This window comes from Govania unica, from assembly GCF_027920805.1.
In the GTDB taxonomy this organism is placed as follows: Bacteria; Pseudomonadota; Alphaproteobacteria; order Sphingomonadales; family Govanellaceae; genus Govanella; species Govanella unica.
Genome location: NZ_JANWOI010000003.1, coordinates 213,449 through 236,162, shown reverse-complemented (window position 1 = coordinate 236,162; position 22,714 = coordinate 213,449). Strand labels below are relative to the sequence as shown.

Annotated in this window: 25 protein-coding genes; 10 read left to right on the top strand and 15 right to left on the bottom strand. The window is 59.1% G+C overall.

The window, feature by feature from the left end; genetic code table 11:
* The 8 genes from rpiB to NYP16_RS08905 form a co-directional block, all read right to left on the bottom strand.
* The gene (rpiB, locus tag NYP16_RS08940; RefSeq protein ID WP_274943789.1) at positions 1–456 is read right to left on the bottom strand and encodes a ribose 5-phosphate isomerase B; all 456 of its coding nucleotides are present in this window, start codon (positions 454–456) and stop codon (positions 1–3) included.
* A gap of 107 nt (positions 457–563) precedes the next feature.
* The gene (locus NYP16_RS08935) at positions 564–749 is read right to left on the bottom strand and encodes a DUF6898 family protein (RefSeq protein ID WP_274943788.1); all 186 of its coding nucleotides are present in this window, start codon (positions 747–749) and stop codon (positions 564–566) included.
* Between the two features lie 7 nt (positions 750–756).
* On the bottom strand, positions 757–1,971 hold the full coding sequence (gene hemA, locus NYP16_RS08930; RefSeq protein WP_274943787.1) for a 5-aminolevulinate synthase: 1,215 nt from the start codon (positions 1,969–1,971) through the stop codon (positions 757–759).
* Between the two features lie 139 nt (positions 1,972–2,110).
* Positions 2,111–2,626, bottom strand: coding sequence for a MarR family winged helix-turn-helix transcriptional regulator (locus tag NYP16_RS08925; protein WP_274943786.1), 516 nt, complete (start codon positions 2,624–2,626; stop codon positions 2,111–2,113).
* Positions 2,627–2,902: 276 nt separating this feature from the next.
* The gene (gene mmsB / locus NYP16_RS08920) at positions 2,903–3,787 is read right to left on the bottom strand and encodes a 3-hydroxyisobutyrate dehydrogenase (RefSeq protein WP_274943785.1); all 885 of its coding nucleotides are present in this window, start codon (positions 3,785–3,787) and stop codon (positions 2,903–2,905) included.
* 171 nt (positions 3,788–3,958) lie between these two features.
* Complete coding sequence (locus tag NYP16_RS08915; RefSeq protein WP_274943784.1) at positions 3,959–5,008, bottom strand: enoyl-CoA hydratase/isomerase family protein; 1,050 nt, start codon at positions 5,006–5,008, stop codon at positions 3,959–3,961.
* 6 nt (positions 5,009–5,014) lie between these two features.
* A complete protein-coding gene (locus tag NYP16_RS08910) occupies positions 5,015–6,169 on the bottom strand; it encodes an acyl-CoA dehydrogenase family protein (RefSeq protein WP_274943783.1) in 1,155 nt (384 codons plus the stop codon).
* 18 nt (positions 6,170–6,187) lie between these two features.
* Positions 6,188–7,684, bottom strand: coding sequence for a CoA-acylating methylmalonate-semialdehyde dehydrogenase (locus NYP16_RS08905; protein ID WP_274943782.1), 1,497 nt, complete (start codon positions 7,682–7,684; stop codon positions 6,188–6,190).
* Positions 7,685–7,847: 163 nt separating this feature from the next.
* Between NYP16_RS08905 and NYP16_RS08900 the strand changes: the two genes are divergently transcribed.
* The 3 genes from NYP16_RS08900 to hemB all read left to right on the top strand — a co-directional run bounded on the left by NYP16_RS08900 (position 7,848) and on the right by hemB (position 10,678).
* Positions 7,848–8,561: an alpha/beta fold hydrolase gene (locus tag NYP16_RS08900; protein WP_274943781.1), complete on the top strand. Its 714-nt coding sequence runs from the start codon at positions 7,848–7,850 to the stop codon at positions 8,559–8,561.
* A 204-nt stretch (positions 8,562–8,765) separates the two neighbouring features.
* Positions 8,766–9,692 (top strand): LysR family transcriptional regulator, encoded by a 927-nt coding sequence (locus NYP16_RS08895; protein ID WP_274943780.1) that lies wholly within the window; start codon positions 8,766–8,768, stop codon positions 9,690–9,692.
* Positions 9,689–10,678, top strand: a complete 990-nt coding sequence (hemB, locus tag NYP16_RS08890; RefSeq protein ID WP_274943779.1) for a porphobilinogen synthase — start codon at positions 9,689–9,691, stop codon at positions 10,676–10,678. The genes NYP16_RS08895 and hemB overlap by 4 nt, the downstream gene beginning before the upstream one ends.
* Positions 10,679–11,085: 407 nt before the next feature.
* On the opposite strand, the gene motA is transcribed toward hemB, so the two are convergent.
* The gene (gene motA / locus NYP16_RS08885; RefSeq protein ID WP_274943778.1) at positions 11,086–11,958 is read right to left on the bottom strand and encodes a flagellar motor stator protein MotA; all 873 of its coding nucleotides are present in this window, start codon (positions 11,956–11,958) and stop codon (positions 11,086–11,088) included.
* Between the two features lie 262 nt (positions 11,959–12,220).
* On the opposite strand from motA, the gene NYP16_RS08880 reads away from it, so the two are divergent.
* A complete protein-coding gene (locus NYP16_RS08880; RefSeq protein ID WP_274943777.1) occupies positions 12,221–13,483 on the top strand; it encodes a threonine ammonia-lyase in 1,263 nt (420 codons plus the stop codon).
* Positions 13,484–13,505: 22 nt separating this feature from the next.
* Here NYP16_RS08880 and ytfE read toward each other — a convergent pair whose 3' ends face one another.
* The 3 genes from ytfE to NYP16_RS08865 form a co-directional block, all read right to left on the bottom strand.
* Positions 13,506–14,183 (bottom strand): iron-sulfur cluster repair protein YtfE, encoded by a 678-nt coding sequence (gene ytfE / locus NYP16_RS08875; RefSeq protein WP_274943776.1) that lies wholly within the window; start codon positions 14,181–14,183, stop codon positions 13,506–13,508.
* 42 nt (positions 14,184–14,225) lie between these two features.
* Entirely contained in the window at positions 14,226–14,651 is a 426-nt protein-coding gene (locus tag NYP16_RS08870) for a group III truncated hemoglobin (protein ID WP_274943775.1), read from the bottom strand.
* Between the two features lie 102 nt (positions 14,652–14,753).
* The gene (locus tag NYP16_RS08865; RefSeq protein ID WP_274943774.1) at positions 14,754–15,074 is read right to left on the bottom strand and encodes a DUF1476 domain-containing protein; all 321 of its coding nucleotides are present in this window, start codon (positions 15,072–15,074) and stop codon (positions 14,754–14,756) included.
* Between the two features lie 222 nt (positions 15,075–15,296).
* On the opposite strand from NYP16_RS08865, the gene purC reads away from it, so the two are divergent.
* The 6 genes from purC to grxD all read left to right on the top strand — a co-directional run bounded on the left by purC (position 15,297) and on the right by grxD (position 20,111).
* Entirely contained in the window at positions 15,297–16,046 is a 750-nt protein-coding gene (purC, locus tag NYP16_RS08860; protein WP_346742512.1) for a phosphoribosylaminoimidazolesuccinocarboxamide synthase, read from the top strand.
* Between the two features lie 74 nt (positions 16,047–16,120).
* Entirely contained in the window at positions 16,121–16,363 is a 243-nt protein-coding gene (purS, locus tag NYP16_RS08855) for a phosphoribosylformylglycinamidine synthase subunit PurS (RefSeq protein WP_274943772.1), read from the top strand.
* A 14-nt stretch (positions 16,364–16,377) separates the two neighbouring features.
* Positions 16,378–17,067, top strand: coding sequence for a phosphoribosylformylglycinamidine synthase subunit PurQ (gene purQ, locus NYP16_RS08850; RefSeq protein ID WP_274943771.1), 690 nt, complete (start codon positions 16,378–16,380; stop codon positions 17,065–17,067).
* A gap of 161 nt (positions 17,068–17,228) precedes the next feature.
* Entirely contained in the window at positions 17,229–19,457 is a 2,229-nt protein-coding gene (purL, locus tag NYP16_RS08845) for a phosphoribosylformylglycinamidine synthase subunit PurL (RefSeq protein WP_274943770.1), read from the top strand.
* Between the two features lie 30 nt (positions 19,458–19,487).
* Positions 19,488–19,727 carry a BolA family protein gene (locus NYP16_RS08840; RefSeq protein ID WP_274943769.1) on the top strand — a complete coding sequence of 80 codons (240 nt, stop codon included), beginning with the start codon at positions 19,488–19,490 and terminating at the stop codon, positions 19,725–19,727.
* Between the two features lie 48 nt (positions 19,728–19,775).
* The gene (gene grxD, locus NYP16_RS08835) at positions 19,776–20,111 is read left to right on the top strand and encodes a Grx4 family monothiol glutaredoxin (RefSeq protein ID WP_274943768.1); all 336 of its coding nucleotides are present in this window, start codon (positions 19,776–19,778) and stop codon (positions 20,109–20,111) included.
* A 113-nt stretch (positions 20,112–20,224) separates the two neighbouring features.
* On the opposite strand, the gene NYP16_RS14635 is transcribed toward grxD, so the two are convergent.
* The 3 genes from NYP16_RS14635 to NYP16_RS08825 form a co-directional block, all read right to left on the bottom strand.
* Complete coding sequence (locus NYP16_RS14635; RefSeq protein WP_429913152.1) at positions 20,225–20,839, bottom strand: SH3 domain-containing protein; 615 nt, start codon at positions 20,837–20,839, stop codon at positions 20,225–20,227.
* Positions 20,840–21,130: 291 nt separating this feature from the next.
* A complete protein-coding gene (gene rpsD, locus NYP16_RS08830) occupies positions 21,131–21,748 on the bottom strand; it encodes a 30S ribosomal protein S4 (RefSeq protein WP_274943767.1) in 618 nt (205 codons plus the stop codon).
* 151 nt (positions 21,749–21,899) lie between these two features.
* Positions 21,900–22,538: a DsbA family oxidoreductase gene (locus tag NYP16_RS08825; protein ID WP_274943766.1), complete on the bottom strand. Its 639-nt coding sequence runs from the start codon at positions 22,536–22,538 to the stop codon at positions 21,900–21,902.
* Positions 22,539–22,714: the final 176 nt, after the last annotated feature.

Below are 22,714 nucleotides of genomic sequence, written 5' to 3'. Positions count from 1 at the left end.
TCAGGCTTTGGCGTCTTCAGCCGGGGAAAACTTGGCCACCCGGCCGGCGTGACGCCCACCTTCAAACTCGGTTTCAAGAAAGATTTTCAGGCAGTCCTTGGCGATTTCCGGCCCCGTGGTGCGCCCACCCAGCACAAGCACATTGGCGTCGTTATGCTGGCGGCTCATACGCGCGGAATAATGATCATGGCAGAGCGCCGCCCGCACATGGGCATGACGGTTCGCAGCCATGCTGATGCCGATGCCGCTGCCGCACAACAGAATGCCGCGATCGGCCTTGCCGGATTTCAGCGCCTCCGCCATGCGGTCGGCGTAATCGGGATAATCGACGCTCTCCGGCCCATGACAGCCGAGATCAAGGGCATCGAGCCCGAGACGCATCAATTCCTCGATCAGCAGGGATTTCATTTCGAACCCGCCATGGTCCGAGGCGATGGCAACGGGTTTCTTGGACATGTTAATTCCTGGACCGCTAAAAATAGCCTGAGCAATTGCGGCACCGCATAGCACAGCACGCCTGTCTTGGCTACCATATCTGCGCATTGCCGCCAAGCGCAGCACAATCAGCGCGTGGCCTGAAGCCGGGTCTCAAGCTTCCGGATCGCACTGCGGCTGAGGGTCTCGCGACTCGACAGCGGCGAACCAACAATCGACACCTCAAGCCCCGTCACCGGGTCAATGGCCGAAACCTTGACGGAATTGCCGATCTGCAAAAACTCGACAATGTAATTCCCGCGCTGTCCGCTCATCCGCGCCTCACGCCGCCCGTTTCTTGACCTCAAGCCGTTCCCAGACAGCCACCAGAGCCGTCACGAGATCATCCATCATAGCATCATCATGCAAGGGCGTGGGCGTAAACCGCAGCCGCTCCGCCCCGCGCGGGACGGTCGGATAATTGATCGGCTGAACATAAATGCCATAGTCATCCAGCAGCATGTCCGACGCCTGTTTACAGAGCGCCGCATTGCCCACCAGCACCGGCACGATATGGGTCACGCTGTCCATCACCGGCAGTCCGGCGGCGCGCAACCGGGTCTTGAGCGTCTCCGCCCGTTCCTGCTGGGCGTCGCGTTCGCTCTGGCTGTGCTTCAGATGGCGGATGGCGGCAACCGCCCCCGCAGCCACCACCGGCGCAAGCGACGTGGTGAAAATAAAGCCCGGCGCAAAGGATCGGATGGCATCCACCAGAGCATGGCTTCCGGTGATATACCCGCCCATGACCCCAAACGCCTTGCCAAGCGTTCCTTCAATGATATCAAGCCGATGCATAATGCCTTCGCGCTCGGCCACGCCGCCGCCGCGCGGCCCGTACATGCCGACCGCATGGACTTCATCCAGATAGGTGAAGGCATTGTATTTGTCCGCCAGATCACAAAAAGCCTCGATCGGCGCGATATCGCCATCCATGGAATAGACGGACTCAAAGGCAATAACCTTGGGCCGAGCCGGGTCGACCGACTTCAAAAGCTCTTCCAGATGGGCGACATCATTGTGCCGGAACACTTTTTTCTCAGACCCGCCGCGAATGATCCCATGGATCATCGAGGCATGATTGAGCGCGTCCGAGAACATCACGCAATCGGGCAACAGCTTCGCAAGGGTCGACAAGGTCGCCTCATTCGAAATATAGCCCGAGGTGAAGATCAAGGCCCCCTGCTTGCCATGAAGATCGGCAAGTTCCGCCTCAAGCAGCACATGGTAATGATTGGTGCCGGAAATATTGCGGGTGCCGCCCGCCCCTGCCCCGACCTTATGGAGCGCCTCTTCCATGGCCGCGATCACGTCCGGATGCTGGCCCATGCCGAGATAATCGTTCGAGCACCAGACCACCACATCGCGGGGTCCCCGTTCGCCATGAAAGACGGCGCGCGGGAATTCGCCCTTTTTTCGCTCGATATCGATGAAGACGCGATAGCGTCCCTCAGCCTTCAGGGAATGCACGGCATCGGCGAACAGGCGGTCGTAGTCCATCAGCGGTTAGCCTCTTATCCGCGGGGTCGGTCCGACAAGCATCTGACCATCGGCCGTCGCCCCGCACATCAGCGCCTTTTAGATACACATTTGCCGTCAGTGTATCAACCCGCTGTGGGTTTTGTATCCCTTAATTCTTTCAGAGTGTGGCGTAATTGATCTGTTCGGACCAATAGCGCTCCAACCCGCGGAGCGCATCACGCAGGCCTTTCATGTCTTCAGGCGTCATATGCTTGCCACCCAGGGCATCCGCCAGCTGTTCATCGAACAACGACACCACCAGGGCCTTCACATCGCGCCCCTTGTCACTCAGACGGATCCGCACCGAACGGCGATCATGCTCCGACCGCTCATGCTCGATATAGTCCATCTCCACCAGTTTCTTGAGGTTATAGGACACGTTCGACCCAAGATAATACCCCCGGGTCCGCAACTCGCCCGCCGTCATCTCGTTATCGCCGATGTTATACAGCAGCAGAGCCTGAACGCTGTTGATCTCGGTCCGCCCGGTTTCATCCAGCCGCATTTTCACGATATCGAGCAAACGCCGATGCAAACGCTCCACCAGCCGCAAGGATTCCAGAAAATGGCCCTTGATCTGGCCTTGCGGCGTCTCATCCAGTCCGACGAGAGAGCTTTTAGCTGCAATTGCCATAGTCCGTCATCCAATCAAATCAACTTAAACCCACATGGCCCCATTATATGGACTTACAGCCTAAAAATTCCTTAACTAACTCCTAGATTGCATAATTCCGCCCCTGCACGACCAATCGTCATTGCGAGGCAAAGCCGAAGCAATCCAGCCCTGCCGCCGAAAAAAGCCCCTGGATCGCCACGCCGCTAACGCGGCTCGCGATGACGGTTGCGCGACGTACTCCCCCATACCTGTCATTGCCGGGCTTGACCCGGCAATGACAGTATTTAATCTGCCCTACCCCCGGAGCATGTTGATAATGCCCGAGAAATCCACCCCGCCCTGACCGTCTGCCGCGAACGCCTCATAAAGCTTCATGGCGTCGAGCCCTAAAGGCGTGTTGGCCCCGGCGGCCTGTGCCGCTTCCTGGGCGAGCTTCAGGTCCTTCAGCATCATGGCGGCTGCGAACCCGGGTTTGTAATCGCGGTTCGCGGGTGATGTCGGCACCGGCCCCGGCACCGGACAATAGGAGGTGAGCGACCAGGTCTGCCCCGACGCCTTCGACGAAATATCGAACAGTTTCTGATGATCGAGCCCAAGCTTTTCCGCCAGCACAAAGGCTTCGCAGGTGGCGATCATAGTGATCCCGAGGATCATATTGTTGCAGATCTTGGCCGCCTGCCCGGTGCCCGCGCCGCCCGCATGAATGATCGCCTTGCCCATGCCTTCCAAAATCGGCTGCGCCCTGGTGAAGGCCGCGTCCGGACCACCCACCATGAAGGTAAGCGTCCCCGCCTCCGCCGCCGCAACGCCGCCCGACACCGGGGCATCGACCATGGCGAAACCGCGCGCCTCCGCCGCCTCGGCCACAGCACGGGCCGAGTCAACATCGATGGTCGAGCTGTCGATGAACAGCGTCCCCGCCCGCGCGCTCTCGATCACTCCACCGGCGTCGCCATAAACCGCCCGCACATGTTTGCCGGCGGGCAGCATGGTGACAACCACATCCACGTCCCGCGCCGCGTCTCCGGCCGAGGCCGCCCGCGTCGCTCCGGCCGCGATCAGCAGCGCCACATTGGCCTCGACAAGATCAAAGACCTTCACCTCATGCCCCTTGGCCACAAGGTTCCGAGCCATCGGCCCACCCATATTGCCAAGCCCGATAAATCCGATGGTTGTCATGTGCAAGCCTCCCAAGCTTCAAAGTCTCTCAGTCGCCTAATGCTGTCATTCCCAGCCCCAGAGCTGTCATCCCCGCGAAAGCGGGGATCCAGTCCTTCGTCAACATGGATTCCCGCTTTCGCGGGAATGACACCTAAATGGTGGGCAGCCAGTAAAGGTAAAACCTACCCCTCAGATCACCAATTCATCCGCCCCAAGCGACGCGAAGTAATGATCAACCTCGGCATCCGTCACCGCCGCGATATGATCCGGCTGCCATTTCGGCGCATTGTCGCGATCGACCAGCACCGCGCGAATACCTTCATAAAAATCATGCCCAAGCATAATCCGCGCCACCACGCGATATTCGAGCTTCACACCTTCATTGAAATCAAGGTCCAGGCAGTCCCGCAACTGGCGGAAGGTGAGCTTCAGACTGGTCGGCGACTGCACCAGAATGCTGGCATGGGCCTTTTGCGCCCAGTCATTGGTATTGAGGGCAAGCGTCGCCACGATGCCTTCCACCGTCGAGGCTGAAAAAGCCGCATCGATCTCGGCCCGGTGCTCCGCCACAGGAGCCACGCCCGCATCTTCGGCAAAGCGGGCGATCACAGCATCCACGTCAGCATCACTACGGATATCCGCCGCGCGCAAGGCCGCCTTCAGAGCCTCATGCCGGGACGACGGCACATAATCGGTAGCAAAGCCCATATAAAGGCAATCCGCCGCCCGGAAGCGCGTGCCGGTCAAGGCCACATAGAGCCCAAGCTTGCCCGGAAACCGCGACAGGGCAAACCCGCCGCCCACATCCGGAATAAGCCCGATGGCCGTTTCCGGCATGGCGAACAGAGTGCGCTCGCTGACCACGCGATGACTGCCATGAGCCGACACCCCGAAGCCGCCGCCCATCACAATCCCGTCGAGCAGCGCCACAAATGGTTTTGAAAAATGATGCAGCCGCGAGTTCATGATGTACTCGTCACCAAAGAACTTCATGGCCGATTTCACTTCAGCCGGGCCGCCTTCATAAACCTTGCGCACGTCGCCGCCTGAGCAGAACGCCTTTTCCCCGGCCCCCTCGATAATCACCGCCTTGATGGCCGGGTTCGCGGCCCACTCCACAAGCTTGGCATCGAAATCGACGCACATGTCATAGGTCAGGGCATTGAGCGCCTTCGGGCGATTGAGAAGGACAAAACCGATGCCATCGGCTTCATGAAACAGGATTTCTGCGTCACTCATCATCTGTCACTCGCTTTTCCGGGATTGGTCCAAAAGATTACGCGCCACGATAACACGCATGATCTCGTTCGTACCTTCGAGAATCTGATGCACACGCACGTCGCGCAGGAAGCGTTCGATCGGATAATCGCGCAGATATCCATAGCCGCCATGAAGCTGCAACGCGTCATTGACGACGGCAAAGCCGGTGTCGGTCGCAAGCCGTTTGGCCATAGCACAATATTGCGTAGCGTCCGGCGATTTGGCGTCCAGTTTCGCCGCCGCCTTGTGCAGCAGAAGCCGCGCCGCCTCAAGCTCCGTCGCCATATCCGCAAGCTTGAACTGCAACGCCTGAAAGGCTGCGAGCGGCTTGCCGAACTGCTTGCGGTCCTGCACATAACCAAGCGCCTCCTCAAGACAGCGCCGCGCGCCGCCCAGCGAACAGGCCCCGATATTCAAGCGCCCGCCATCAAGCCCCATCATGGCGATCTTGAAGCCGTCGCCTTCCGCGCCGATATGGTTCGCGGCCGGAATGCGGCAGTCATCGAACATCACCGCCGCCGTCGGCTGCGATTTCCAGCCAAGCTTTTTTTCCTGCGCCCCGAAGCTGAGCCCCGGCGTACCGGCTTCAACCACAAAGGTCGAAATACCCTTGGCCCCGTCATCACTCGTGCGCGCCATGACCACATAAATATCGGCCACGCCACCGCCCGAGATAAAGGCCTTGGCCCCATTCAGCACATAATGATCGCCATCAAGCACCGCCCGCGTCCGCAGCGACGCGGCGTCGGACCCCGCACTCGGTTCGGTCAAACAGTAACTGGCGAAATGCTCCATGGTCGTGAGCCTCGGCAGGAACCGCTGCCGCTGAGCCTCACTGCCAAAGCGGTCAATCATCCAGGACGCCATGTTATGGATCGAAAGATAGGCGGCGGTCGAGGTGCAACCAGCCGCCAGTTCTTCAAAAATCAACGCGGCGTCGAGACGCGAGAGGCCCGAGCCGCCCACGTCCTCGCCCACATAAATCCCGGCAAAGCCGAGCGCCGCAGCCTGCCGCAGCGCCTCCACCGGGAAGGTGCTTGTGGCATCCCAATGTTCAGCATTCGGCGCGAAGATTTCTTGCGAAAACTGTCGCGCCGTATCCTGAAACGCCCGCTGATCTTCTGTCAGATCAAAATTCATTGCCGGGCTGCTCCGTACCTATTTCAAGGTCGGGAGATCGAATTCCGCACCGGTGCGCTGGGTCGGCCAGCGCGTAGTCACGGTCTTGATCTTGGTATAGAAATGCACCGCCTGCATGCCCATGGTGTTATGGTCGCCAAAGGCCGAATTCTTCCAGCCGCCGAAGGTATGGAACGCAAGCGGCACCGGGATCGGAATATTGATGCCGACCATGCCCACTTCGACCTTATCCGCATAGCTGCGCGCGGCATGACCGTTCTGGGTGAAGATCGAGGTGCCATTGCCATATTCATGAATGGTCGGCAGCCGGAACGCCTCATCCGCGCTTTTCGCGCGCACGATCTGCAAGGTCGGGCCGAAGATTTCTTCCTTATAAGCGCGGCTTTCCGTGTTCACCTTATCGAACAAAGTGCCGCCCATGAAGAAGCCGTTTTCATAGCCCTGAAGCTTCAGATCGCGTCCGTCGACCACGACTTCCGCCCCTTCCTGCTCGCCGAGGTCAATGTAACCCTTAACCTTGTTCCAATGCTCGCGCGTCACAAGCGGGCCCATTTCCGACGCCGGATCCAGCGAATAACCGACCTTCAACGTCTCCACCCGTGGCTTCAACATGTTCACAAGTTTGTCAGCCACGCGGTCATCGGTGGTCACGCCAACCGAAATCGCCATGCAGCGTTCGCCCGCCGACCCGTAAGCCGCCCCCATCAAGGCGTCGGTCACCAGATCAAGATCGGCGTCCGGCATAATGATCATATGGTTCTTGGCCCCGCCCATGGCCTGGCAGCGCTTGCCGTGGGCCGTCGCCGTCGCATAGACATAGCGGGCAATGGGGGTCGAACCGACAAAGCTCACAGCCTTGACGCGCGGATCGGTCAGAAGGGTGTCGACCGCTTCCTTGTCGCCATTGACGACGTTCAGCACGCCATCCGGCAGCCCGGCTTCCTTGAAGATTTCGGCGATGCGCATCGGGCAGGACGGGTCCTTTTCCGATGGCTTCATGACGAATGTATTGCCGCAGGCGATGGCCATCGGCGCCATCCACATGGGGATCATGGCCGGGAAGTTGAACGGCGTGATGCCCGCGCAGACCCCAAGCGCCTTGCGCATGGAATAGATATCGACGCCGGTGCTGACATTGTCCGAATACTCGCCCTTGAGCAAATGCGGGATGCCGCAGGCGAATTCGACCACTTCAATGCCGCGCTGGACCGAGCCCTTGGCGTCGGTGATGACCTTGCCATGCTCCCGCGACACCAGTTCCGCCAGCTCATCGATATTGGCATACAGCAGCTGCAGGAATTTCTGGATGATACGCCCGCGCGTCACAACCGACGTGGACGACCATTCCGGGAACATGCCCTCGGCCGTGGCAATGGCAGCCTCAACTTCCGCCTTCGAAGCGAGCGCCACCCGGCCCTGCACTTCGCCGATGCTCGGGTTATAGATATCGCCGAAGCGGCCGCTTTTGCCTTCGACCATCTTGCCGCCGATGAAATGATTGACGTCGTAAGCCATGGCGCTTGTCCTGATTGTTAAAATTGCTCTCTCGGGGCGGTCATTCTTCTGTTCTGCCCCTGCTCCACCCTTCTTATAAGAAGACAAAAACGCAAGGTCATGTCAGAATGCCACAGAAAAATTCTGCATTTTTGCACATCAAGCGAAAACAGGGGGAAACATAGTGACCGATATTATCCTGATCCACGGAGCATGGCACGCCGCCTGGAGCTGGGACAAGCTGATCCCGCATCTGACCGCCCGCGGCCTGACCGTCCATGCCCTCGATCTGCCGGGTCACGGGGCGGATTACGACCTCGACAAACAAACCCTCGCCAATTACGCCGATCATGTGACCGCCTTCCTCGACAGCCTCGATGCCCCGGCCATGATCGTCGGCCACAGCATGTCCGGCGCGGTGCTATCCGAAGTCGCCGAGCGCCGCCCCGATCGTATCACCCTGCTTGTCTATCTCACCGCCTATCTATTGCCGGACGGCGTCGCCATGGCCAAAGTCATGAAAGAAGACACAGAAAGCACCGCTGCCCGATTCTCCCAGAAGCTGCCCGACGCCCCGGCCGTCCTGATGTCCGAAGAAGGCCTGCGCACAGCGGTCTACGAGGGCTGCGATCCGGCCGAGGTCACGGCCATCATCGCTCGCGTCCAGCCGCAAGCCATCAAGACCTTCACCACGCCCGTGCATGTCACCCCCGAAAATTTCGGCCGCGTGCCCCGTGCCTATATCGAATGCACCCGCGACAAGGCCATCAGCCTGACCATGCAACAGCGCATGCAGGAGACGCTGCCCTGCCTGCCCGTCATCACCCTCGACAGCGGCCACGCCCCGCAAGTGGAAATGCCTGAAGTCCTCGCCGAGGTGCTGGCGTCGATTATTTAAGTCTCTGTCATTCCCAACTCTAAGACTGTCATTCCTGACTCTAAAATGGACATCCAAACCCCACCCTGTCATTCCCGCGAAAGCGGGAATCCATGTTAGCCAAGGTCTGGATCCCCGCTTTCGCGGGGATGACACTTTGAAACGTGCGGGAATTACAATTTTGGAATCAGGACCGCTCCCGACACCCCAAGGACCCCCACCACCATGTTCAACTGGGACGACCTCAGGTTTTTCCTCGAACTCGCCCGCAAAGGGCGGCTTGTTTCGGCTGCGCAACGACTGCATGTGGACCATACCACCGTCTCGCGCCGCATCGCCGCGCTCGAACAAGCCATGGACGCCCGCCTCTTTGACAAATCCCCCCAGGGCTATCAACTGACCGAGGCCGGACAACGCCTGCTCCCCTATGCCGAAGCCATGGAGGCGGAATCCATCAATGTCCTCAAGGACATCTCGGGCAAAGACGCGCAACTGACCGGCACCGTCCGGCTCGCCACCACCGAGGCCCTCGGGTCCCAGGTGGTCGCCCGCCACCTGCCCCAGTTCCGCGCTCTTCATCCCGGCATTGAATTAGAATTGATCGCCGAAACCCGCCGCCTCAGCCTGTCAAAACGCGAGGCCGATATCGCCATCACCCTGTCACGGCCCGATTCCGGCCGGCTCATCGCCTGGAAACTCGGCACCTACAACCTCAAGCTATATGCGAGCCCAGGCTATCTCGAAAGCGCAGGGCCGATCCGCACGGCGGAGGATTTGACGAGCCATGCCTTCATCGGCTACATCGACGATCTGTTGCAGATGCCGGAACTCAGGCTGATCGACCAGCTGGTGAAGGATCCGAATTTCGTCTTCCGCAGCTCGAACATGATGGCGCAATATAATGCTTGCCTCGAAGGTGTCGGCCTCGCCCTCCTTCATGCCTTCATGGCCGAGTTCGATGACCGGCTGCGCCCGGTTCTGGCCGACGAGATCGAGATCCGACGCGAGCTGTGGCTGGCGGTGCATGAGGATTTGCGGTCCGTCGCACGGGTCGATGCCGTCTGCCAGTTCCTGACCGAGCTGGTGCGCGACCATCAATCCTTCCTGATGGGCCGTCCCGACAGTAAGAACCACGAGGAGCCTATCGCATGACTGCCAGATTCCCCGCCCTCCGCCCGCGCCGCCTGCGTCGCACGCCGTGGATCCGTTCGCTTGTGGGTGAACATGTGCTGACCGCCGCCGACCTCATCTGGCCGATTTTCGTGCGTGAAGACGGAGCCGACAGCGATATCCCCACCATGCCGGGGGTCAAGCGGCTCGATCTCCACGAAGCCGTCGCCGCCGCCCGCGAAGCCGCAGCACTCGGCATTCCGGTCATCGCCCTTTTTCCGCTCGTACCGCATGACTGGAAAACCGATGACGGCCGCGAAGCCACCAACCGCAACAATCTGGTCTGCCGCGTCACCCGCGCCATCAAAAAAGACGTGCCCGAAATCGGCATCATGACCGACGTGGCCCTCGATCCCTACACCACCACGGGCCAGGACGGCCTGGTGGCCGACGGTCACATCCTCAATGATGAAACGGTGGAAATTCTGGTCCGCCAAGCCATGGTTCAGGCCGAGGCCGGGGCCGATATTCAGGCCCCCTCCGACATGATGGACGGCCGCATCGGCGCGATCCGCACGGCGCTTGAAAAGAACGGCCTCAAGGATCAGCTCATCATGGCTTATGCGGCCAAATATGCGTCGGCCTTCTACGGCCCGTTCCGCGATGCCGTAGGCACCCGCAACTGCCTCGGCAAAAGCGACAAGCGCAGCTATCAGATGGACGCCACCAATTCCGACGAAGCCCTGCGCGAAGTGGCCCAGGACCTCGCCGAAGGCGCCGACATGGTCATGGTCAAGCCGGGCATGCCCTATCTCGACATCGTGCGCCGCGTCAAAGACGAATTCCGCGTGCCGACCTTCGCCTATCAGGTCTCCGGCGAATACGCCATGCTCACCGCCGCCGCCCAAAACGGCTGGCTCGACCGCGACGCCGTAGTCTTCGAAAGCCTGCTCGCCTTCAAACGCGCGGGAGCCGATGGCGTCCTCACCTATTTCGCCCTCGACGTGGCACGCAAGCTGGCGGAATAACCCCCCGTAATATTTATGTCACTGCCGGGCTCGACCCGGCAATCCATCCAGCCGTCACAATGGCTGGAACCATGGATACGCGGGTCAAGCCCGCGTATGACAAAGGGGTGGTTATCTGGTTCCTGCCAGCGAAGCAAAAGCGGATGGCCCAGCCCCCCAAAAAACTGTCATTGCCGGGCTCGACCCGGCAATCCATCCGGCCGTCACAATGGGTGGAACCATGGATACGCGGGTCAAGCCCGCGTATGACAAAGGGGGTGGTTATCTGGTTCCTGCCAGCGAAGCGGAAGCGAAGCGGAAGCGAAGCGGAAGCGAAGCGGAAGCGAAGCGGAAGCGAAGCGTGAACGCCCCCTAACTGTCATTGCCGGGCTTGACCCGGCAATCCATATTTCAACCGGCAAGCGAGATCAGCTCAGTTCCGGTGGGATGGAGGCGATGGCTTCGTCGAGTTCGTAAAAACTCGGCTGCATCGAAGACGGCACGCTTTTGCGGCCGATTTCGACGGAAATCTGTGGCGCGTTACCGTGGAGGTGGGACACCAGCGTGTCCTTGATGACATTGAAGAACTTGCCTTCCTCATCCAGAATTTGACCGAGCCGGGTGGCGATCGGGCCGACCATCAGATAGGACAGGAAAATCCCAAGGAACGTACCGACCAGCGCGCCGCCGATCATGGCTCCGAGAATCTCGACCGGCTGGGAAATGCTGCCCATGGTTTTGACGATGCCCATGACCGCGGCGACAATGCCGATGGCGGGCAGACCTTCAGCCATCATGGCCAGGGCATGGGCCGGGCCATGCACTTCGGCATGATGTTTTTCGAGATCCTTCTGCATCACGTCTTCGACCTGATAGGCATCATCGAAATTCATGGTCATCATGCGCAGATAGTCGCAAATGAAGACAACCACATGATGATCACTGGAGATCTTCGAGAAGTGATTGAAAATCTTTGACTCTTCCGGATGCTCGATATGCTGCTCAAGGGCGATCACGCCCTTTGTTTTGACAAGTTTCGTCAGCATGAACAGCAGGCTCAGGAGGTCGCGATAATCGTCGCTCTTCCATTTCGGGCCTTTGAAAACCTTGGTAAAGCCCTTACCCGCGCCCTTGATGATGCCAACGCTGTTGGCCACCAGAAAGGCCGCCGTAGCACCGCCACCGATGACGATCATCTCATGGGGCAGCGCATGGAGAATGGGCTCCATTTTCCCGCCAGAGAAAATATAGCCACCAAACACGGCCACAAGGACAAGAACGAGACCAACGATCGAGAGCATGAGTTTCCGGGTTCCGCATAACGCATGAAAAGACCAATGACCGGGAAACCGGTCTGCCTACAGTTATAAATCCCAGTCGTTAAGCCAAGTTTAATGACGGCGGCGTCTATCCTGTTGAAATTTGGCGGACGCGGCCGAAAACATCGTTAAAGCGCCCCGACCAAGGATTTTGCCGGGGATTTTGCGGCGTCAAGTAATTTGCATGCGCAGAAGGTTCCGTGTATGTACGAAAACTACAAAAAACCCGCAGGATTATGAAGATATGAACATGCCTCAGGACCGGTCCAAGGATATGGCCACTCTGCCCGTCACGCTTGCAGATGTTAGAGCCGCCGCCGCCGCCATTGACGGCGCGATCCTGCGCACCCCATTCAACAAGTCCCATACGCTGTCCAAGCTGACCGGGGCCGAGGTTTATATCAAATTCGAGAATCTCCAGTTCACCGCCTCCTTCAAGGAACGCGGAGCGCTGAACAAGCTTCTGAGCCTGACGGATGCGGAACGCGCGGTGGGCGTCATCGCCGCCTCGGCCGGCAACCATGCTCAAGGCGTCGCTTATCACGCCCAGCGCCTCGGCATCCCGGCGACCATCGTCATGCCGTCCACCACACCCTTCGTCAAAGTCCGCCAGACCGAGGATTTCGGCGCCAATGTGGTGTTGCAGGGTGAACGCTATGACGAAACCGCGACCTACACGGCCGCACTCGCCACGGAAAAGGGTCTCACCCTCATCCACCCCTTTGACGACCGTTATGTGATCGCGGGCCAGGGCACCATCGCCCTTGAAATGCTCGATGAGGTTCCGGATCTTGATGCTCTGCTCGTGCCCGTGGGCGGTGGCGGCTTGATTTCCGGCATTGCCGTGGCGGCCAAGACGCTCCGCCCCGATCTCAAAATCCTTGGCGTTCAGGCCGAGCGCTTTCCGTCGCTCTATCGTGCCCTCCGCGATGAGGATTATGTGGCGCGCGGCAATTCGCTGGCCGAAGGCATCGCAGTCAAGACCATCGGCACGCTCACGCTCGAAATCGCCCGCAAGCTTGTGGATGATGTCCTGCTGGTCAACGAAGACACGCTAGAACAGGCTGTCAGCCTCTATCTCAATATTGAAAAAACCGTTGCTGAAGGGGCTGGTGCGGCTGCGCTCGGCGCGCTTCTGGTGCATCCTGAGCGGTTCCGCGGCCGCAAAGTGGCGCTCGTCCTGTCAGGCGGCAATATCGACAGCCGCCTGCTTGCGTCCTTGCTGATGCGGTCGCTCGTGCGCGAAGGCCGGATCACCCGCCTGCGCGTGCAGCTGTCGGACATTCCGGGCGCGCTTGGCAAGGTTGCGACCATCCTTGGCACCCTCGGCGGCAATATCATCGATGTCAGCCATCACCGCCTGTTCTCACAGCTCCCGGCCAAGGAAACCTTCTCGGACGTGACGCTTGAAACCCGCGATCGTCAGCATCTTGAAACCATCCTCACCGCCCTGCGCGAGGCCGGGTTCGAGGTTCATATCAAGAATGCCGACACCAACGCGGGCTGACCTACCCTCCCCAATCCCGTTGTTATTGCCGGGCGGATAAGAACGGACGGTCCGAAACTTTCGGGAAAAGCAGATTATTTTCCAGATGGATATGCTCCATCAGGTCATCAATAAGCTTGCCGAGCCCCGCATAAAGCGCCTTCCAGGTCGGGCAGGCGCCCTCGGGGATCACGAGATCCCCGGTGAGACTCTCGATCCTGCGCAGCTGCTCCCCGTGGTGGTCATGATCCTCGCGCAGGACGCTGATCGGATAGACGACCATCGCATTGCCGCCCGCCCTGATCATCGGAAACAGCAAATCTTCTTCCTTCTGCATATGCGTTTCAAGTTCGCCATGCATGGTTTCAAGCAAAACAGCGAGCCCGGCCGGGACTTTTTTATGGTCGCGATGCACAGCCTCGACCTTCTGAGCGAGTCGGATCAATTCCGGAAATTCGCGGCGATGCACGGCGTGATAGCGGTCGAGAATATGGTCGATCAAGGCCACGGGATCCACAGGCGCGGGCATTGGAGCATGGCGCGCGAGGGACAACAGAGAGCGTTCAAGGGCAATCGCATCAAGACCGCGGGCCGCCGCCGCGTGCGCGAGCGTCTCTCCCCCGCCGCAACAAAAATCCAAGCGGTGGCTACGAAAGATCGCCGTGGCCCCGGGATAGCGGCTGGCAATATCTCCAAGTGTCATCTCGGTCATAACGGTCATGGCGCAGTCCTCCTCTTTGTTTAAGTGGAAGCTTGGTGGAAGCTAGGCACTGTCTGCTGAAGCGGGGGCAAGCCGCTCACCCTTACGGAGCCAACCGCCGCGACTGGCAGCGATGCCAAGCTCCAGACTTTCCGCAATGCGCTCGGCCCGCGAGACAAACTGCTCGGCCGCAACAGGGGGGCAGATTGACCTTGCCGTTTGGGCAAACAGCTCAAGCCAACGGTCGAAATGTCGCGCGTCCACCGGCAGGCCTTGATGCAGCTGCATGGGCTGGCCGTGATAGCGGCCACTCATCAACAACACCGACGACCAGAACGCACACATACGGTTAAGATGGGCATCCCAATTAGTGATACGTGCCGCAAAGATCGGGCCCAACTGGGGATCCGTCTGAACCGACGCATAAAATGTCCGCACCACACGATCAATCAGGGCTTCGGTAATAATGTCTTCAACTGGGGCGACCATAGCGGACTCCATAACATGCATTTAAAATACATATTATAGACTGGACAGGAAAGATCAAACCTTTTCCCGCCATCGCCGCCGCTGGACGATCCGGCCCGAGCCTTATTCGGCCAGGATCTGGCGACGAGCCACTGTCAGAAACTCGTCCATGACACGCCGGATCTGATGGTCAGACACGGCCACGGCCTTGCTGTCAAAATCCTGGCGCAGCCGCAGAAAAATATGTTCCTCATCAGCATTTGCCACGGTGAGCGCAATCACTGACCGCGCATAACCGTCGGCGCCCTCACCCGACAAGCCCATTTTATCTGCGGCCCACAGCCCCAAAAGCTTATCACGGCGAGCACGTGCCCGGAATTCCCGTTCATTCTCGTGAGCAAATTTAGCTTCAAACCCACGTTCACGATCTTCGAATTGCGCCATCAAATCCTCCATGATGTGCCCCGCTATTGTATCTGAGGGCTCGGCAGGAACAATTCAACTCTGCGATAGCACTGCAGTTTACACAAACCTGTTATACTCAGAGTTATCGTTGTCAGCGCCAGAGCTTTGAGCTATGGTCGCGACGCTTCAAAGGCCCCTCGGGAACTCCTGATGGGGCCTCTAAGAGTTTAAGAGATAGCCATGACAAAGAGGGTCCTGCATATGTCCCGCCGGCGGCAGATTTACGAAGGCAAGGCGAAGATTCTGTTTGAAGGGCCCGAACCCGGGACCCTGGTACAGTACTTCAAGGATGACGCGACCGCCTTCAACAATCTGAAAAAAGGTACGATTGTCGGTAAAGGTGTACTCAACAACCGTATTTCCGAGCATATCATGACGATGCTCGGCGATCTTTCAATCCCGACTCACTTCATCAAGCGCCTCAACATGCGTGAGCAGCTGATCAAGCAGGTCGAGATTATCCCGCTTGAAGTGATCGTCCGCAATGTGGCGGCCGGGTCCTTCTCCAAGCGCATGGGCGTCGAGGAAGGCACTCCGTTGCCGCGCTCCATCGTTGAATTCTGCTATAAGAATGACGAACTGGGGGATCCCATCGTCGGCGAGGACGTGATCACGGCCATGGGCTGGATCAATCCGCGCGAGCTTGATGAAGTCATGGGCATGACGCTCCGGATCAATGATGTGCTGTGCGGCCTGTTCGCGGGCATCGGCATCAAGCTTGTTGATTTCAAGCTTGAGTTCGGTCGCTATTACACCAGCGAAGACGACCTTCAGGTCATTCTCGCTGATGAAATCAGCCCGGACAACTGCCGCTTGTGGGATTCGAAGACCAACGAAAAGCTCGACAAGGACCGTTTCCGCCGTGATCTTGGCGGTGTGGCCGAAGCTTATCAGGAAATCGCCCGCCGTCTCGGTATCTTCATCGACCCGCAACAGGTCGAAGCCCAGTAAACCCTGCGCCGCTGCCGCGGCCCCCGCGGCAGCGCAGCACTGATCATCCATCCCCCTTCGGGAAAGGTAGCTCTGTGAAAGCCCGCATCCACGTTACTTTGAAAAATGGCGTTCTCGACCCTCAAGGCAAGGCCATCCAGCATGCCCTTGCAGCGCTTGGATTTTCTGGTGTCGACGACGCCCGCCAAGGCAAATTCATTGAACTCGATCTGACCGAAAGCGACACTGCCAAAGCCCGCGCAACGGTCGAAGAGATGTGCAAGAAACTGCTCGCCAATACGGTGATCGAAAATTACGCCATCGATCTGGTGGAGTAATAAGGACTCAAGGCATGAAAAGCGCCGTCATCACCTTCCCCGCTTCGAACTGCGACCGCGACATGATCGTGGCGCTTGAGAAAATCACCGGCCAGCGTCCGGTCAGTGTCTGGCACGGCAACGCCGAATTGCCGGATGTGGACTTCATCGCCCTGCCCGGCGGCTTTTCCTTTGGCGATTACCTGCGCGCAGGCGCCATGGCCGCCCGCTCCCCAATCATGGCCGAAGTCATCAAGCGCGCCGAAGCCGGGGTTCCGGTGGTTGGCATCTGCAACGGCTTTCAGGTCCTGACCGAAGCCGGATTGCTGCCGGGGGCGCTGATGCGCAACGCCGGCCTGCAATTCGTCTGCCGCGACGTGCATCTGCGCGTCGAACGCGCCGACACGAGCTTCACCAACAAATATTCCCGTGGCCAGGTGATCCGCATTCCGGTCGCCCATCATGACGGCAATTATTTCGCCGATGGCGAGACCATGTCCCGCCTTGAAGGCGACGGCCAGGTGCTGTTCCGCTATTGCGACAGCAAGGGCGCGATCACGCCGGAGGCGAACCCCAATGGCTCGCGCGGCAACATCGCCGGGATTATCAACAAACGCGGCAACGTGCTTGGCATGATGCCGCATCCGGAGCGCCTGATCGAACCCGCCCTGGGCGGCACCGACGGACGCAATTTCTTTGAAAGCATTCTGAACGCCCTCAATTAGGGCATTCAGGGGCGACTGTGACGATCGTCCTCCTCTCAGCCGTCATTGTCGGGCAACCCCGGCAATCCAGGCGTCAACCGGCAGCGGCCGGGTACGCGGCGGCGGGATGGATACCGGGTCAAGGCCCGGTCATGACAGAGCAATAGAGTTTGGGATCCATCATGACTAAACCCGCCATGCGCCAGGATATCAACGATATCGAAATCACCCCGGAGATCGTCGCCGAACATGGCTTCACTCCCGAGGAATATGAGCGCGTTCTCCATGCCATGGGGCGGACGCCGAACATGACCGAGCTTGGCATTTTCTCGGTCATGTGGAGCGAGCATTGCTCCTATAAATCGTCCCGCGTCTGGCTCAAGACCCTTCCGACCAAGGCCCCCTGGGTCATTCAGGGACCGGGCGAAAACGCCGGGGTCATCGACATCGGCGACGGCATGGCCGCCATCTTCAAGATGGAAAGCCACAATCACCCGTCCTATATCGAGCCCTATCAGGGCGCTGCGACCGGCGTTGGCGGCATTTTGCGCGACGTGTTCACCATGGGCGCGCGGCCGGTGGCCAACCTCAATGCGTTGCGCTTCGGCAGCCCTGACCATGCGAAAACCCGCCATCTGGTGTCGGGCGTGGTCGCTGGGATCGGCGGCTATGGCAACTGCGTCGGCGTGCCGACGGTGGGCGGGGAATGTATTTTCCACTCGTCCTATAACGGCAATATCCTGGTGAACGCCATGACCGTCGGTCTGGCCAAAACCGACAAGATCTTCTATTCGGCCGCTGCGGGGATCGGCAATCCGGTCGTTTATGTGGGCTCGAAAACCGGCCGTGACGGCATCCATGGCGCGACCATGGCCTCGGCTGAATTCACCGAGGATTCGGAGGAAAAGCGCCCGACCGTGCAGGTTGGCGACCCCTTCACCGAAAAACTGCTGATCGAAGCCTGCCTTGAGCTGATGGAATCCGACGCCATTGTCGCCATCCAGGACATGGGCGCGGCTGGCCTCACCTCATCTTCGGTTGAAATGGCCTCAAAGGGCGGCGTCGGACTTGAGCTTGATCTCGACCATGTACCGCAACGCGAAACCCATATGACCGCCTATGAGATGATGCTGTCCGAAAGCCAGGAACGCATGCTCATGGTGCTGAAGCCGGGCTCCGAAGCCAAGGCGCAGGCCATCTTCAAGAAATGGGACCTCGATTTCGCCATCATCGGCACCATCACCGACACCGGCCATCTGGTGCTGAAGCATCAGGGCAAGACGGTGGCCGATATTCCGCTGGCTCCGCTCGCTGACGATGCCCCGATGTATGAACGCCCCTGGGTCCCGACGCCGGAACGCGCCGAAATCCCGGCCAGCGACGTGAATGCGCCGCTGCCCACCATGCGCGCGCTTGAAAAGCTTATGGGCACGCCGGATCTCGCCTCCAAGCGTTGGATCTGGGAACAGTATGACCATATGGTCATGGGCGACACCGTGATCCGCCCGGGCGGCGATGCCGCCATGGTCCGGGTCCATGGCACCCAGAAGGGCCTTGCCGTCACCACCGACTGCACGCCGCGCTATTGCGAGGCCGACCCCAAGCGCGGCGGCGCTCAGGCCGTGATCGAGACCTGGCGCAACATCACCGCCACAGGGGCCACGCCGCTCGCCATCACCGACTGCATGAATTTCGGCAACCCGCAGCGCCCGCACATCATGGGCCAGTTCGTGGGCTGCATCGAAGGCATTTCCGAGGCCTGCAAGGCACTGGATTACCCTGTGGTCTCGGGCAACGTGTCGCTCTACAACGAAACCAACGGCACCGGCGTGCAGCCGACCCCGGCCATTGGCGGCGTCGGCCTCATTCAGGATATCGACAAGGCCACCACAATCGCGCTCAAGGAAGACGACAACGTCCTTGTTCTGGTCGGTGACACCAAGGGCAATCTTGGCTCGACCCTCTATCTCCGCGACATCTGCGGCCGCGAAGAAGGCGCACCGCCAGCCATCGACCTTGTGGCCGAACGCCGCAATGGCGATTTCGTGCGCGGCGAAATCCTCGCCGGTCGCGTTCAGGCCGCCCATGACATCTCTGACGGCGGGCTTCTGGTCGCCGTGGCCGACATGGCGCTTGCTGGCAAACGCGGCGCAAGCCTTGATGCCGGTCCAGCCGACCTCCCGGCTCATGGCTGGTTCTTTGGCGAGGATCAGGCCCGCTATGTGCTTGAAATCCGCGATGCCGACCTCCCCGCCTTCAAAGTGGCGGCGAACGGGGCCGGAGCTCCGGTCATGGTCATCGGCCGTATTGGTGGTGCGGAATTGACAGTTGCCAATCACGGCACCATATCATTGAAGGATATCGGCGCCGTCCATGAAGGATGGATGCCAACCTATATGAGCGGTGAATAACGTTCGAGTTGTCATAAGGAGTACCGTAAGATGCCCATGCAAGCCGAGGATATCGAGCGTCTGATCAAGGAATCGATCCCCGACGCCAAGGTCAGCATTGAGGATCTGCGCGGTGACGGCGACCATTATGCCGCCCATGTGGTGTCCGCTCAGTTCGTGGGCAAAAGCCGCGTGCAGCAACATCAGATCGTATATGATGCCCTCAGGGGCAAAATGGGGGGAGAGCTTCATGCCCTCGCCCTTCAGACTTCGGTGCCGGAAACGGTGTGACTCTGCCCCGTATTTGTGGGCAAGTGATGGAAATTAAGGATTTTTTTCATGAATACCCCGATTTTCGACCGTATTGAATCAGACCTCAAAAGCAATGACGTGGTGCTTTTCATGAAAGGCACGCCGATGTTTCCGCAGTGCGGATTCTCGGCCTCCGTGGTCGAGGTGCTCGATTATTTTGGTGTCGCCTACAAGGGCTTCGACATCCTGCAGGACACCACCCTGCGTCAGGGCATCAAGGATTACTCGAACTGGCCGACCATCCCGCAGCTTTATGTGAAGGGTGAGTTCATCGGCGGCTGCGATATCATCCGCGAAATGGCCGCATCCGGCGAACTCGCCGAAATGTTCGAACAAAAAGGCATCAAGATCAACGTCGAGTAATCGACAAGAGATCAGTGTCGAGTAAGCGACAGGGATCATGCCCGGATACAGAAGGCCGCTCGATAAGAGCGGCCTTTTTATATCATACGGGAATTGTAGGGGAAGCTTCTGCCCTATCCCCTACGATCTCCTCCGCCTTGGCCACCCTGCTCACCGGGGCGACCGCCACCAGGACCACTCGGACGATCAGAGCCAGGACGATCGAAGCCAGGACGATCGGAGCCAGGACGGTTCATTTGAGGCGGCCGGCTCGGCTCTGGCCTGCTGACGTCTGGCCGGGGACTGCTGGGCCGACTGGCCTCAGGACGGCTTGATCCGGGGCGGTTCATATCCGGGCGGTCATAGCCGGGTCGATCATAGCCGGGGCGGTTCATCTCCGGACGATGAGAATTGCTGGGCCGGTTGATGCCAGGGCGGTGTTGTGGACGGTAATTGACCCAGCGATCGCGATCGCGATACCAGCTATAACGATTGCGGTAATTTCGATCCCAATAACTGCCAGCGTTGTACAGTACAATTCCCAGCCCAAACCTTGGCCCATACTGGCTGACATATACCGAGTTGCCACCATAGCGCCCATAAAGATTAGCAGCGGTCACCCAACCGCGCTGGCCGCGCCAGCCTACGTCGCACCAATACCAGTCATCAAGACAGCCGAAGACCTGCACCGCGGCCCCAGCCGGAAGCCGGGTGACGCGCGGGTAGTCCGGTGATGGACCAGCCCACATATTGACACTGACATTGGTATAAATCGTCGTTGCCCGGGCCTCCGACGGCGCCATGGCCACAAGGCCAACACCTGCCACAAGCAACGCTACTGTCATCAAAAGACGCTTCATTTTCCTCTCCGATCTCTGCAGGAATGGAATGAGTAGCCGGAAAAGCAACCTTACCATTCTATCAGAGTTCCCTAGATTTGCAGCGTCTGTTCTAAAGGCCCAGAAATTTGACCGGCAAAGCACAAAGCAAAACGGCCGCCCCGAAGGACGGCCGTTTGTAGGAATTCGCTGTCGCGTCGATTAACGCGAGTAGAATTCGATGACCAGATTCGGTTCCATTTGAACCGGATAAGGAATATCAGCCAGAGCCGGAACGCGCACGAAGGTCACTTTCATGCCCTTGCTGTCGATTTCGAGATAATCCGGGATCTCGCGCTCGCCTGAGGAGACAGCTTCGAGAACCAGAGCCATGTTTTTGGCCTTTTCGCGGACTTCAACCACGTCACCCGGCTTCACCCGATAGCTCGGGATGTTGACGCGCTTGCCATTGACCAGCACATGGCCGTGGCTGACGAACTGACGGGCAGCGAAGATGGTCGGCACGAACTTGGCGCGATAGACGAGAGCGTCCAGACGACGCTCCAGCAGACCGACCAGGCTTTCACCGGTAGCGCCGCGCATACGCGAAGCTTCGGCATAGATGTTGCGGAACTGACGCTCGGTGATGTTGGCATAATAGCCCTTCAGCTTCTGCTTAGCGCGGAGCTGAATGCCATAATCCGAGACTTTGCCCTTACGACGCTGGCCATGCTGGCCCGGGCCGTATTCACGGTTGTTCACTGGGCTCTTGGCGCGACCCCAGATGTTCTCGCCCATGCGGCGATCAAGTTTATACTTAGATTGAAGACGTTTGGTCATATTCGAACCGCTTGCTTATGGTTGCAATGAACGTAAGCGCCACAGACCCGATCCGACAAAGGAACAGCCTGCGCGGGTTTTTCACCCATTCGCGAACCGGCGCACTATACCCTTCGACCGCTGGAAGTCAACCGTGACGCCTCCCTCGGCCTCAGGCCGCGGATTCCTCGTCCTCGGCCCGCACGAAAAGATCAAGAAAGATCTCCGGCTCCTGCGCGCCGACGATCGCATGTTTCCGGTTGATAATGAAACAAGGCACGCCCGAAAGCCCAAGATCCCGCGCCCGCCGCGACACCGCCCGAATGGCTTCAAGGTCATAGTCACTCTCAAGCCGTGCCGCCACCAGTTCGCGGTCGAGCCCGATCGAGGCCGCCACGTCGGCCAGCACCTCGTGATCGCCGGTATCCCGGCCCTCCACGAAATAAGCCTTGAACAGCGCCTCCACCGCAGCATTGGCCAAACCCTGCTGCTGCGCCCAGAAAATCAGGGCATGGCTGCGCGCGGTATTGGGCATGCGGGTGCATTTTTCAAAGTCGAACGGAATACCGAGCCCCTCACCAAGGCTCCGCAGCGTCACATGAGCCGCTTCGATCTTTTCCGTGCTGCCGAATCTCTGGGTGAAGAATTCATCGCGGTCCATGCCCTCATCCGCCATATCGGGATTGAGCTCGAACGGATGCCATACGATCGATGGCTTAAGATCCGGACGTTCCGCCAAAGCCGCCTCAAAGCGGCGTTTGCCGACGTAGCACCAGGGACAAACTGTGTCCGAAAAAATGTCGATTTGCATGATCGCCTCCGTTGCCGTCAGTCTAGCAAGAGTTAGCCGAGCGGCCAACACTCTGCGCTACATGCAACTGATCTAATTTAATTCAAACGTTCGCTTTAATTTAGCCGCAAAATCTGCTAGGTCAAATTGGAAAGATGATAAGAAAACAAGCACTATCATCGCAGCCCCATCACAGG